The organism is Polynucleobacter sp. AP-Titi-500A-B4, from assembly GCF_018688095.1.
Taxonomy (GTDB): domain Bacteria; phylum Pseudomonadota; class Gammaproteobacteria; order Burkholderiales; family Burkholderiaceae; genus Polynucleobacter.
Map to the genome: position 1 here is coordinate 1,820,414 of NZ_CP061311.1, position 12,219 is coordinate 1,832,632.

Sequence of the window (12,219 nt, forward strand, 5' to 3'; positions counted from 1 at the left end):
ATTGAAATTCCTGGATTATTTGTTTTTGGCAACAGCAGCAACTACCTTAGTAGCAGCTTCAGCCATTGAATCGGCGCTAATGATTGGCAAACCAGAGTCAGCAAGAATCTTCTTACCCAAATCTTCGTTCGTGCCCTTCATGCGCACAACCAAAGGTACTGTGAGGTTTACCGCTTTACATGCTGTCACCACGCCATCGGCGATCACGTCACAACGCATAATGCCGCCGAAGATGTTGACCAAAATGGCTTCAACACTCTTGTTCTTGAGCATGATCTTGAATGCTTCAGTAACCTTCTCTGCTGTAGCGCCACCTCCAACGTCCAAGAAGTTTGCAGGCTCGCCACCGAACAACTTAATCGTATCCATGGTTGCCATTGCTAGGCCAGCACCGTTCACCAAACAACCGATGTTGCCATCTAAAGAGATATAAGCAAGATCAAATTTAGAAGCTTCAATCTCAGCAGCATCTTCCTCATCGATATCGCGGTAAGCAACGATTTCTGGATGGCGAAATAATGCGTTCGGATCAAAGTTAAACTTTGCGTCCAAAGCCTTGATCGTGCCGTTGCCTTCAAGAATCAATGGATTGATTTCAACCAAAGAAGCATCGGTATCCCAATAAGTCTTGTACAAGTTTTTGAATACGTCGCGAGCCATTGGAATAGAGGCTTCTGGAACACCAATACCTTTTGCAACGATATCGCAGTCTGCATCTGTCAAACCTATTAATGGATCAACAAATACTTTAATAATTTTTTCTGGATGAGATTCAGCAACCTCTTCAATATCCATACCACCTTCGCTAGAAGCCATGATCACATTCTTTTGCGTGCCACGGTCTGTCACGATGCTGAAGTAATACTCTTTTTTAATGTCTGCGCCGTCTTCAATTAATAGACGATTGACTTTTTGACCCTCTGGTCCTGTTTGATGTGTCTTGAGTTGCATACCCAAGATTTCAGAAGCGTATTTCTTCACATCATCCATGCTTCTTGCTAATTTCACGCCACCACCTTTGCCGCGACCACCAGCATGAATTTGAGCCTTCACAACCCAAACTGGGCCACCAAGCTTTTCAGCAGCTTTAATTGCCTCATCCACACTGAATGCAGGAATGCCGTTTGGAACAGGCACATTAAATTGGCGCAAAAGTTCTTTGCCCTGGTACTCGTGAATTTTCATAATTACTCCGAAACGGTATCTTTTTTAGCAAGTGATGAGGATTAGTAAAACCGATGTTGCCTTGATCCCATACTTACTCTGGAAATGGCTAAATTAGCCAAAAATGAATAAATGCGAACGGCTTAACCGACCCCGTAAGTCTATCATGTTGCAACGCCGCAAATGCCGTTTTTTGATCCGTAATTGCCCTAATCAGGGCTTTGGCCACCGATGATCCTAGACACCACATCCGAGCTAAATCCCTTGGATGCCAGAAATCGATACTGCCTTGCCCGCTCTTTTTGATCTTGAGCTTTCTGGCCATATTTTCTTGACCAAAGGTCGTATGCCCGCTGAAATTCAGTCTCTTTGAGAGCGCCTAGAAGTTTGGCGGATTGTTTGGAATCAACTCCAGCCCTTTCTAGCTCATCGGCAATTTTTCGTGTCCCATAGCGCTCACTCCGCCTACGTACCAAAGCCTCAGAAAATCGCTCATCCGATAACCAACCCCGTGCCTCAAAATCATCTAAAACAGCTTCAATACTGAGCGCCTTTGCTTGCGGAGTTTGATCTATCTGCTCGGCACCCAACTTTGCCCATCTAGCCTCTGACTCAGCCAACTTGGCAGCCAAAGTCTTACGGCTATATTCCCGGAGCGATAAAAGACGCAAAGCCCGAGCTTTGAGACTCGGGCTTTGTTTAGGTTTTTTGCTGCCTAATTCTGACATTGCATTATTCAACGGGCTTATTCGACTTCTTCTTCCTCGCTGAGGACATCAGTCACAACTGCAGAGCCGACTTTAACGCCCAACTTCTCGCGAATCTTGGCTTCAATATCTTTTGCAATTGCTGGATTCTCTTTCAAGAAATCGCGCACATTGTCTTTACCTTGACCAATACGATCGCCGTTATAGCTATACCAAGAACCAGACTTCTCAACGATATCGGCTTCAACACCCATATCAATGATCTCACCCTCTCTTGAAATACCAGCGCCATACATGATGTCAAAAATTGCTTCGCGGAACGGAGGAGATACCTTGTTCTTCACAACCTTCACACGGGTTTCATTACCAACAACCTCGTCGCCTTTTTTGATGCTACCAATACGACGAATGTCTAAACGCATAGAGGCATAGAACTTGAGTGCATTACCGCCAGTGGTTGTCTCTGGTGAACCAAACATCACACCGATCTTCATGCGAATTTGGTTAATGAAGATGACCGTGGTGTTGGTACGCTTGATAGCACCAGTTAACTTACGCAAAGCTTGACTCATCAGACGAGCCTGCAAACCTGGCAAGGAATCGCCCATATCGCCCTCAATCTCAGCCTTAGGAACCAAAGCTGCAACAGAGTCAATGACGATTAAATCAATAGAACCAGAACGCACTAAAGCATCAGCGATTTCTAAAGCCTGCTCGCCAGTGTCTGGTTGTGAAATCAATAAATTATTTACATCCACACCTAAGCGTGATGCGTACTGAACATCTAAAGCGTGTTCAGCATCGATAAACGCACAAGTACCACCGAGCTTTTGCATTTCTGCAATAGCGTGCAAAGTTAATGTAGTTTTGCCGGATGATTCTGGGCCGTAGATCTCAATCACGCGCCCACGCGCCAGGCCACCAACTCCTAAAGCGATATCCAAGCCTAGTGAACCACTCGATACCACTTGAATATCTTGGCTGATTTCAGCATCGCCCAATCTCATGATTGAGCCTTTGCCAAATTGCTTTTCAATTTGCGCTAAAGCCGCTGTTAACGCTTTTTGCTTGTCTCCACTCATACCCTCAAATTCTGAGGAGGCTGATTTTCTTTTGTCATCCAAGGCCATTTTTTGTTCCTTTTTCGCTTTGTATTGGGCTTTTTCCCGAAGTTTTATTTACTGTCTAACAACTTAGGAGTTACTGTATATAAAAACAGTACTCTTTGCAAGCGACTTTTTTGAGGAATTTACGGATTTTTTACTAGGCCCTGCTCGAGAGAGGTGCGATCCCAATGGAAAAATAGGGGGATAGCCACCGCCCAAACCACTCCAACAAGGACAAAACCAATGGTTTGACCCCCAGCACCCCAATTTCCAGCACCCATACGAATGCCTGCCTCGTAGGATAGCGGACCACAGATACCGCCTAAAACAGCCCCTAGAACGGGTCTACCACGTAACCAAGATAAGGAGCCATTAATTGTGGTGGCTACCAACAGCCAAAGAGTCCACATCCAAATCGGAGATAGGTAGCTTGAGGGCCAAGAATCCTGAAAATCTAAATAGCCCAAATGAACAATGATGGTGTCCGTCAAGATTCCATAAATTAGCGCTCTGACTAAAAGATGAAAGGATTCTTTAGGCTCATCTAGACGCCAAACATGAAAGGCGATGTAGGCCAAAGTTCCTAAGACTGCCCAAAGCACCTGCTTATTAGCCGCGCCCAATACACAAGCAAACCAACCGAACTGGAAAAAGACAAAGTTCCAAAATTTAGCCATATATGAGGATTCTAGCCAGCCTAAGAAAAAGGCCACTGCCGATGGGCAATGGCCTTTAGTTTTGGTGGCGAATCAGGGATTTGAACCCCGGACCTGCGGATTATGATTCCGTCGCTCTAACCAGCTGAGCTAATTCGCCGAACGTGTGATTGTAGCAAATCCACCCCATTCTGTAACGGCTAAGCCCAGAAACCGTAATATAGGCACATGAGGATACGAATCCAAAAACGACTTGTTTTAGCTGTTTTGGCCAGTTTTATGCCCCTTAGTGCATTCGCAGCCCAAATCTTCATCACCAACTATCCTTCAGAAGCCAATGCCAAGGTATTTGTCACCAAGTACCAATCCGAGGCGAACTGCATTGTTTATGAAACGCAATATTCAAGTGATAACGAGCCAGGCGTGTGGTTTTACACAAAATATAAGAGTGATGCACGAGCCACGATTTACTACACCCAATACAAATCTGAAGCTGATCTCGTGGTTTATTACACAAAATACAAAAGCGACGCTCGCTGTCGTTACTAAACAGGTACGTAACTCATGAAGCTCCTTTCTATTTCTTTGGGAAAAGTTTCTCCTTTATTTAGCAACCACCACCCTGACTACAAATCGGTTGCCTCAGGAATCCGCAAGAAGAGCATCAGCAATTTACAAAATCCAATTCCAGTTGAGATTAATCATCTTGGAGTACAGGGTGATGAGCAGGCCGACTTGGGCGTACATGGCGGTCTTGAAAAAGCCATCTATGTTTATCCCGCAGAGCACTATGCTTTTTGGAATGAGTTGCTCACTCGTGAAACCAAAACGCCAACTACGCTTCTCCACGGAGCAATTGGTGAAAACTTCACCATTGAAGGTCTACTAGAAACCGAGGTGTATATTGGCGACAAGCTCCACATTGGCGATCTGGAATTTTCCGTTGTGAAATTGCGAGAGCCTTGCTTCAAATTCAATGCTGCCATGGGTTATAAAGGCGCAAGTAAAGCCATGCTTCAATCTGGCTTTAGTGGCTGGTATCTGCGCGTATTGAAGACAGGAATGCTTTCAGCTGGCGCTTCAATCACATTGGCTCCCGGCCAAAGAGATATCTCGATCGCACAACAAAATAAAAACCTACTGAAAAACCGCAATCAAAAAGATTTATGGGAATAAAAAAACCCGATCATTTCTGATCGGGTTTTGATTTAATACAGACTAAAGAAGCTTAGTCACGTGCGTAGATATCTACGTCTTTGGTTTCTTTAACAAACAGTGTACCGATTACCAATGTCATCGCAGCGATGATGATTGGGTACCAGAGACCGTAGTAAATATTACCGTTTTGCGCAACCAAGGCGAAGGAGATCGTTGGCAACAAGCCGCCGAACCAACCGTTACCAATGTGGTATGGCAAAGACATAGAGGTGTAACGAATGCGGGTTGGGAACATCTCAACCAACATCGCAGCGATTGGGCCATAAACCATGGTTACCAAGATCACCAAGTACACCAACAAGCACAACACAGCAACATAGTTAATGTCAGCTGGATTAGCTTTGGCTGGGTAGCCAGCAGCATTCAAAGCTTCACGAATTGCCTTCTTAAATTCAGCATCTTTCGCTTTTGCTTCGGCAGGATCAAGACCCTTAGCTGTGTAACCAGTGATTTCTGTATCGCCAATCTTCACAACAGCAACTGAGCCAGGCGCAGCAGGGATAGTGGTGTAACTAGCTGAGTTAGACGCCATCACTTGTTTTGCAATATCGCAAGAACTTGTGAACTTCGCTGTACCAGTTGGGTTGAACTGGAATGTACATTCGCTTACATCAGCAGTAATTGTGGCCGGTGCTGTTACCATCGCTTTTTCTAACGCTGGGTTAGCGAAGTGAGTCAAGGCATTGAACACAGAAACTGGTGTGTTTGGAATGTAAGTGACAATCGCCAATAGCAAACCAGACATGATGATGACCTTACGGCCAATCTTGTCTGACCATGCACCGAATACTACGAAGAACGGTGTGCCGATGACCAATGAAGCCGCAATCAACAAGTTAGCTGTCTTAGCATCTACTTTCAACACTTGTGTGAGGTAGAACAAAGCGTAGAACTGACCTGTGTACCAAACCACCGCTTGACCTGCAACCAGACCAAACAATGCCAAGATCACAATCTTCAAGTTCTTCCATTGACCAAATGACTCAGACAATGGAGCTTTAGATAATTTGCCTTCTTCTTTCATCTTCTTGAAAGCTGGTGACTCATTCATGGACAAACGAATCCAAACTGAGATCGCCAACAATGCGATAGAAGCGATGAAAGGAACGCGCCAGCCCCAAACATCAAAGTCTGGACCAGTGAATTCACGTGTGAACAAAATCACGAGCAAGGAGAGGAACAAGCCCAAAGTAGCTGTTGTCTGAATCCAAGCTGTGTATGCGCCACGCTTACCATTAGGAGCATGTTCTGCAACATAAGTAGCTGCACCACCGTACTCACCACCCAAAGCCAAACCTTGAAGCATACGTAATGCGATCAAGATGACAGGAGCAGCAACGCCGATAGTTGCGTAGTTAGGCAGAATACCCACGATGAAGGTTGCGCCACCCATTAAGAGGATGGTGACCAAGAAGGTGTACTTACGACCGATCAAGTCACCTAAGCGACCGAACACCAAGGCGCCAAATGGACGCACGATGAAACCAGCAGCAAACGCTAACAAAGCGAAAATGAAGGCAGAGCCAGCATCTAAGCCTGAGAAGAACTGCTTGGCAATAACGGCAGCCAAAGAACCGTAAAGATAAAAGTCGTACCACTCAAAAACCGTACCTAATGAGGAAGCAAAAATAACTTTGCGCTCTTCAGCGGTCATTGGGGCTGCTTTAGTTGATGTTGACATCAGTAGCTCCTAACTATTTTTATTAAATAAAAAACAACCCGCCGATTATGCTTTGAAAAAAATCAAAGAAATCCATTACTTAGGGTAATTCCCCATCGTTTTGACTCGGGGTTTTCCCGAGAAATGTGGATTTGATGCAACGCACTTAATCCATGATGTCTTCATGGATTTGCACTAATTCATAGCAAGCTGCCCAAGCAAGGTGCATATTCGACAAAGCAAGTGCAAAACCTTCCATTTATCTAGTTGTATTTCGATTTAATAGTCTCTGAAGTGAATTAAAAAGGCATAGCTAAAAATGCCGCCATTTAAATACTATTTAAGGAGCAAATCAAATGAAAAGACGTGACTTTTTAGGCAAGACCGCTATTGGTGCTGCCGCAGGCGTGTTGGCAGCACCAGCAATCGCACAATCGATGCCAGAAGTGAAATGGCGTTGCGCCTCTAGCTTTCCAAAGAGCTTGGATACGATTTATGGTGGCGGTGAGTTCATCTCAAAACGTGTTGCTGCTCTAACGGATGGCAAATTCCAAATCCGTATTTTTGGTGCAGGCGAAATCGTCCCAGCCTTTGGTACGGTTGACGCTGTTCAGCAGGGTACTGTGGAATGTACCCACACTGCCGGCTACTACTTTGTGGGCAAGAATAAGACTTTTGCTTTTGACACCACTGTGCCATTTGGTATGAACCAACGCCAACAAAATGCCTGGATGTATTGGGGTGGTGGCTTAAAGCTCCAACGTGAATTCTTACGTGACTACAACATTATTTCCTTCCCAGCAGGTAACACTGGAACCCAGATGGGTGGTTGGTTTAAAAAACCTGTCAAAACCGTTGCTGACCTCAAAGGCCTCAAAATGCGTATCGCAGGCCTTGGCGGCGAAGTGATGTCTCGCTTAGGCGCTATCCCGCAACAAATTGCTGGTGGCGATATTTACCCAGCACTTGAAAAAGGCGTGATTGATGCAGCTGAGTGGGTCGGCCCTTACGATGATGAAAAATTGGGCTTCTACAAAATTGCTCCTTATTACTACTACCCAGGTTGGTGGGAAGCTTGTTCGATGTACTCCATGTACGTCAACATCAAAGAATGGGAAAAGCTTCCTAAGCAATATCAAGAAGCCCTTGCCTCAGCTTGCGCAGAATGCAATATCGACATGATGGCTGAGTACGACTACAAAAACCCAATCGCTTTGCAAAGCTTGATCAAGAATGGCGTCAAACTTCAATCATATTCAACAGATATTATGAAAGCAGCATCTACTGCTGCTTTTGAAATGTATGAAGAAGAGGCTGCGAAGAACCCATCGTTCAAGAAAATTTACGAGCCTTGGAAAAAATTCCGCAACGATCAAATGTTGTGGAACAAAGTTGCCGAACAAACTCTCATGAGTTTCATGTTGACGAACCCAGTCAAGTAAACATAGTGAGAATCTGATATGCCAAAACAATTTTTAGTTTTTGCAAGTTTCGTTGATCGTTTAAATGACCGTTTTGGCGTATTAGCAAGTTGGATGGTTTTGATTGCCGTACTGGTCAGCACTGCAAATGCGCTGATTCGGTACGGCTTCAACGTCAGCTCCAATGGCTGGCTAGAAGCGCAATGGTATTTATTTGCAGGTATGGTGATGTTTGGTGCCGCCACTACCTTTCGCCTAAATGAACATGTACGAGTTGATGTACTTTATGCACTCTATCCAAATAGAGCACGTCTTTGGTTAGATTTTTGGGGTGGCATTATTTTCTTCTTGCCAATGACAATCATTATTGGCTATTACTCTTGGGAATTTTTTATCACCTCGGTGATTCAAAATGAAACTTCAAGCAATCCAGGCGGCCTCATTCGTTGGCCAGTACGGGGTGTCATTACCTTAGGATTTTTCTTGCTAACACTGCAAGGCATTTCCGAAATCATCAAACGCTACGCAGCCATTATTGGCATGATTCAAATCGATCCCAAGTACGAAAGACCGCTCCAATGATTAGCCATGATTTAATGGCCCCCATCATGTTTGGGGGTCTCATTGTATTTTTATTAATTGGATATCCAGCCGCATTCTCTCTTGGCGCTGTTGGCTTATTCTTTTCTTTTATCGGTATTGAAATGGGCATGTTCCAGCCCACTTTCTTACAAGCACTACCAGACCGAGTTTTTGGCATTCTCTCGAATGACTTATTGCTCTCGATTCCCTTCTTCACCTTCATGGGTGCGATTCTTGAGAAGTGCGGATTAGCAGAAGACATGCTCGAAGGTTTGGGGCAGCTATTTGGTCCAATCCGTGGTGGCTTAGCTTATGCCGTCATTATTGTTGGTGCAATTCTGGGTGCGATTACGGGAACCGTAGCTGCCTCAGTGATCGCAATGGGATTGATTTCTTTACCGGTAATGCTGCGCTATGGCTATAACCCGCGTGTTGCCACCGGCGTGATTGCTGCATCGGGCACGATCACCCAATTGATTCCACCATCACTGGTTTTAATCGTGTTGGCCGATCAATTAGGTAAATCCGTTGGCGATATGTATGCAGGCGCCATTGGACCATCGATTATTCAGGTAGCGCTGTTCTGCTTATTTATCTTTTTCTTATCAATCTTTAGGCCTCAAGACGTACCAGCACTTCCACCAGAAGCACGCCCTACGATTGACTGGAAATTACTCAAGAAAATCCTCTGGGGAATCATTCCTTCTATTGCGCTGATCTTCTTAGTGCTAGGAACCATCTTGATGGGTCTTGCTACACCTACCGAAGGTGGCGCCATGGGTTCCGTTGGAGCTTTAATTCTTGCTGCAATGAATAAGCGCCTACAAAAAACTTTAGTCTGGGAAGCAATGACTTCTACTATGCGCATCAATGCCATGGTGATCTTCATTCTGATTGGTTCTACCGTTTTCGGCTTAGCGTTCCGCGGTGTTGATGGCGACCTCTGGATTGAAAATCTCTTATCCGGCTTACCAGGCGGGCAAGTAGGCTTCTTGATTGTGGTGAACTTATTTGTATTCTTCCTAGCCTTCTTCTTAGATTACTTTGAGATTGCGTTCATCATTATTCCGCTGTTAGCTCCTGTTGCAGAAAAGCTGGGTATTGATTTGATCTGGTTCGGCGTTCTGCTTGGTGCCAATATGCAAACCTCATTCATGCATCCGCCCTTTGGCTTTGCCTTGTTCTATTTACGAGGGGTGGCACCAAAATCCTTGAAGAGCTCCGATATTTACTATGGGGCACTTCCTTGGGTTGGTTTACAACTGATTTTGGTTGCGATCATCATCTTTATTCCAGAAACCGTAACGTACTTTGTTGATAAACCCGCTGTTGCGATAGATGCCAACGGACCATCAATTGATCCATTGGCTGGCGTCGAACAAAATGAAATCACAGTAGACTCTAGCTCCGAGATCGAACGTCAATTGCGCGAGAATAAATAAGCAATTGATCGGGGAATAAAAACAAAGGGGTTTAGTAATGCAAGCAAAATGGGGTATTCGAGGGATGGCGGTAGCGCCGCACTCCCTCGCTTCTGAATCAGCTTTAGCAGTTCTTCGTGAAGGTGGTAATGCATTAGAAGCAATGGTGGCAGCAGCAGCGACCATTGCCGTCGTTTACCCCCACATGAACTCGATTGGTGGCGACTCATTCTGGGTGATTCATTCACCCGGTAAAGCCATGGGAGGCATTGATGCTTGCGGTGCGGCCGCTGGCTTAGCTACAAAACAGTGGTATGCAGAACGTGGCATCACTAAAGCCATTCCATTTCGTGGACCTGTTGCAGCCAATACCGTTGCTGGAACTATTTCAGGTTGGGGAGCGGCACATCAACTCTCCAAACGCGGTCTTGGTGGCAAGATTCCTTTGTCTCGTCTCTTGGTAGATGCGATTCATTACGCCGAAGAAGGCGTACCAGTCACTTACAGTCAATCAAGCCTCACTGCTAAAAAGTGTGAAGAACTTAGTCCGATTCCAGGATTTGCCAAAACATTTTTAGTTAATGGCAAAGCGCCTGCGGTAGGTAGCATCTTTAAGCAAGCACGCCTAGCCAAAACCTTGCGCCAAATCGCCACTAAAGGTACGGATGATTTTTATCGCGGCGATCTTGCAGATTTATTGGCAAAGGAGTTGACTGATATCGGCAGTCCCTTGCGTTTAAGCGATCTGCATCGCCATCAGGCAAAACTGATTGATCCTCTTGAACTCAAGCACAGCTTGGGCAATGTCTACAACATGGTGCCACCGACTCAAGGTGTGGTGTCGCTCATGATCATTGGTATTCTGGATCAACTGAATCTCAAACGCTTCAAGGTTGATAGCACCGAATACGTTCATCACTGCGTAGAAGCCACTAAGCAGGCATTTAAGATTCGTGATCAGTTTGTTACCGATCCGGCTTATATGACAAAAAATGCGCAATCTTTTTTGTCACCTACGTTTCTGAAAAAGTTGGCTAAAAATATTGATCCCAACAAAGCTTTGCCTTGGGGCCAAGGCAAAGGTCCAGCAGACACGATCTGGATGGGCGTAATTGATGGCGATGGCAACTGCGTCTCTTTTATACAAAGTATTTATCACGAGTTTGGCGCCGGCATTGTGCTGCCGAAGTCTGGCGTGAATTGGCAGAACCGTGGCTGCAGCTTCTCCTTAGATCCGAAGACGCTGAATCATCTCGAGCCCTATCGCAAACCTTTCCACACCCTGAATCCTGCGATGGCTTTATTTAAAGATGGTCGCTCAATGGTGTATGGAACGATGGGTGGCGATGGTCAACCGCAAACTCAATGCGCAGTATTTACTCGTACAGCGACTTATGGATTAGATCCGCAAGATGCCATTAGTCGTCCACGTTGGTTACTTGGACGTACTTGGGGTCAAACTAGTGATAGCTTGAAACTCGAGTCGCGCTTTAGTCCATGGGTTGCAAAAGAATTGCACGCGATGGGTCACGAAATTGAAATGCTAGATGCCTTTGATGAAACCGTAGGTCACGCTGGTTGCATTATTCGCGAACCATCAGGCACGCTGCGTGGCGGCTGGGATCCTCGCAGTGATGGGGCAGTTAGCGCGTTTTAGTAATAAACATTTTGGGGACGCGCAGATCCCAGTAAATGGCGGCTGCGCGTAAACCAAAGATTCCCAACATACAAATGATTGAGCCTTCAAGAGCATATTGAGGCAGATAGTTCAACACAAGTACATAAGCACAACATCCCAAAGTCACCGGGATCGCATACAGCTCATGAGACATGATGAGGGTTTTTCTACCTGCCAAAATATCTCGGATTAAACCGCCGCCAATCGCGGTAATCACGCCCAAAATGACTGGACCAACAGGTAGCCCATAATCCATACTCCACGCCTTATCTGCCCCCTGAATAGCAAACAACGCAGCACCAAAGCCATCGATATAGAGCATCCAACGATAAATTTGTGGTTGAGTAAAAAATGATTCGGCGACGAATGTCAGGACGCTAGCTCCTAAGGCAAGCCAAACATAAATTTGGTTCTCTGACCAAAATACCGGCGCCTCCAAAATGATGTCGCGAATGGTTCCACCGCCAATTGCTGTGATGAGGCCGAGTACCAATACGCCAAAAAGATCAACCCCTCGATCGGCAATTGCGAGTACACCAGTAACCGCAAACGCCATCGTTGCGATTACCCCAATCCAAAACTGAATTTGCTCCATACGAGACAGTC

12 protein-coding genes and 1 tRNA gene are annotated in these 12,219 nt (G+C 45.5%); 6 read left to right on the forward strand and 7 right to left on the reverse strand.

Features of this window, described 5'->3' with window-relative positions; genetic code table 11:
• Positions 1-15: 15 nt before the first annotated feature.
• From sucC to FD968_RS09115, 5 genes are all read right to left on the reverse strand, one after another.
• Positions 16-1,185, reverse strand: coding sequence for an ADP-forming succinate--CoA ligase subunit beta (gene sucC, locus FD968_RS09095; RefSeq protein WP_215365748.1), 1,170 nt, complete (start codon positions 1,183-1,185; stop codon positions 16-18).
• A 188-nt stretch (positions 1,186-1,373) separates the two neighbouring features.
• Positions 1,374-1,892 carry a recombination regulator RecX gene (gene recX, locus FD968_RS09100; protein WP_215365749.1) on the reverse strand — a complete coding sequence of 173 codons (519 nt, stop codon included), beginning with the start codon at positions 1,890-1,892 and terminating at the stop codon, positions 1,374-1,376.
• Between the two features lie 17 nt (positions 1,893-1,909).
• Positions 1,910-3,001 carry a recombinase RecA gene (gene recA / locus FD968_RS09105; RefSeq protein ID WP_099092316.1) on the reverse strand — a complete coding sequence of 364 codons (1,092 nt, stop codon included), beginning with the start codon at positions 2,999-3,001 and terminating at the stop codon, positions 1,910-1,912.
• Positions 3,002-3,120: 119 nt separating this feature from the next.
• A complete protein-coding gene (locus FD968_RS09110; RefSeq protein WP_215365750.1) occupies positions 3,121-3,654 on the reverse strand; it encodes a DUF2878 domain-containing protein in 534 nt (177 codons plus the stop codon).
• A gap of 62 nt (positions 3,655-3,716) precedes the next feature.
• Positions 3,717-3,793, reverse strand: a tRNA-Met gene (locus tag FD968_RS09115).
• Positions 3,794-3,861: 68 nt separating this feature from the next.
• On the opposite strand from FD968_RS09115, the gene FD968_RS09120 reads away from it, so the two are divergent.
• Both FD968_RS09120 and FD968_RS09125 read left to right on the forward strand, forming a co-directional pair.
• Positions 3,862-4,182 (forward strand): DUF6150 family protein, encoded by a 321-nt coding sequence (locus FD968_RS09120; protein ID WP_215365751.1) that lies wholly within the window; start codon positions 3,862-3,864, stop codon positions 4,180-4,182.
• A 15-nt stretch (positions 4,183-4,197) separates the two neighbouring features.
• Positions 4,198-4,809 (forward strand): MOSC domain-containing protein, encoded by a 612-nt coding sequence (locus tag FD968_RS09125; protein WP_215365752.1) that lies wholly within the window; start codon positions 4,198-4,200, stop codon positions 4,807-4,809.
• A 52-nt stretch (positions 4,810-4,861) separates the two neighbouring features.
• Here the strand turns inward: FD968_RS09125 and FD968_RS09130 are convergent, their stop codons facing one another.
• Positions 4,862-6,532, reverse strand: a complete 1,671-nt coding sequence (locus FD968_RS09130) for an MFS transporter (RefSeq protein WP_215365754.1) — start codon at positions 6,530-6,532, stop codon at positions 4,862-4,864.
• A gap of 335 nt (positions 6,533-6,867) precedes the next feature.
• Between FD968_RS09130 and FD968_RS09135 the strand changes: the two genes are divergently transcribed.
• The 4 genes from FD968_RS09135 to ggt are packed head-to-tail and all read left to right on the forward strand — an operon-like array spanning position 6,868 to position 11,592.
• The gene (locus FD968_RS09135) at positions 6,868-7,953 is read left to right on the forward strand and encodes a TRAP transporter substrate-binding protein (protein ID WP_215365757.1); all 1,086 of its coding nucleotides are present in this window, start codon (positions 6,868-6,870) and stop codon (positions 7,951-7,953) included.
• Positions 7,954-7,971: 18 nt separating this feature from the next.
• The gene (locus FD968_RS09140; protein ID WP_215365759.1) at positions 7,972-8,514 is read left to right on the forward strand and encodes a TRAP transporter small permease subunit; all 543 of its coding nucleotides are present in this window, start codon (positions 7,972-7,974) and stop codon (positions 8,512-8,514) included.
• A complete protein-coding gene (locus FD968_RS09145; protein ID WP_215365761.1) occupies positions 8,511-9,956 on the forward strand; it encodes a TRAP transporter large permease subunit in 1,446 nt (481 codons plus the stop codon). The genes FD968_RS09140 and FD968_RS09145 overlap by 4 nt, the downstream gene beginning before the upstream one ends.
• A gap of 37 nt (positions 9,957-9,993) precedes the next feature.
• Positions 9,994-11,592, forward strand: coding sequence for a gamma-glutamyltransferase (gene ggt / locus FD968_RS09150; protein ID WP_215365764.1), 1,599 nt, complete (start codon positions 9,994-9,996; stop codon positions 11,590-11,592).
• Here the strand turns inward: ggt and FD968_RS09155 are convergent.
• Positions 11,579-12,208: a trimeric intracellular cation channel family protein gene (locus tag FD968_RS09155; protein ID WP_215365766.1), complete on the reverse strand. Its 630-nt coding sequence runs from the start codon at positions 12,206-12,208 to the stop codon at positions 11,579-11,581. The two genes, ggt and FD968_RS09155, sit on opposite strands and share 14 nt — an antisense overlap.
• Positions 12,209-12,219: the final 11 nt, after the last annotated feature.

Coding starts and splice junctions, on each gene's coding strand:
- sucC (WP_215365748.1), bottom strand. CDS start 1,185: ATGAAAATTCACGAGTACCAGGGCAAAGAACTTTTGCGCCAATTTAAT.
- recX (WP_215365749.1), bottom strand. CDS start 1,892: ATGTCAGAATTAGGCAGCAAAAAACCTAAACAAAGCCCGAGTCTCAAA.
- recA (WP_099092316.1), bottom strand. CDS start 3,001: ATGGCCTTGGATGACAAAAGAAAATCAGCCTCCTCAGAATTTGAGGGT.
- FD968_RS09110 (WP_215365750.1), bottom strand. CDS start 3,654: ATGGCTAAATTTTGGAACTTTGTCTTTTTCCAGTTCGGTTGGTTTGCT.
- FD968_RS09120 (WP_215365751.1), top strand. CDS start 3,862: ATGAGGATACGAATCCAAAAACGACTTGTTTTAGCTGTTTTGGCCAGT.
- FD968_RS09125 (WP_215365752.1), top strand. CDS start 4,198: ATGAAGCTCCTTTCTATTTCTTTGGGAAAAGTTTCTCCTTTATTTAGC.
- FD968_RS09130 (WP_215365754.1), bottom strand. CDS start 6,532: ATGTCAACATCAACTAAAGCAGCCCCAATGACCGCTGAAGAGCGCAAA.
- FD968_RS09135 (WP_215365757.1), top strand. CDS start 6,868: ATGAAAAGACGTGACTTTTTAGGCAAGACCGCTATTGGTGCTGCCGCA.
- FD968_RS09140 (WP_215365759.1), top strand. CDS start 7,972: ATGCCAAAACAATTTTTAGTTTTTGCAAGTTTCGTTGATCGTTTAAAT.
- FD968_RS09145 (WP_215365761.1), top strand. CDS start 8,511: ATGATTAGCCATGATTTAATGGCCCCCATCATGTTTGGGGGTCTCATT.
- ggt (WP_215365764.1), top strand. CDS start 9,994: ATGCAAGCAAAATGGGGTATTCGAGGGATGGCGGTAGCGCCGCACTCC.
- FD968_RS09155 (WP_215365766.1), bottom strand. CDS start 12,208: ATGGAGCAAATTCAGTTTTGGATTGGGGTAATCGCAACGATGGCGTTT.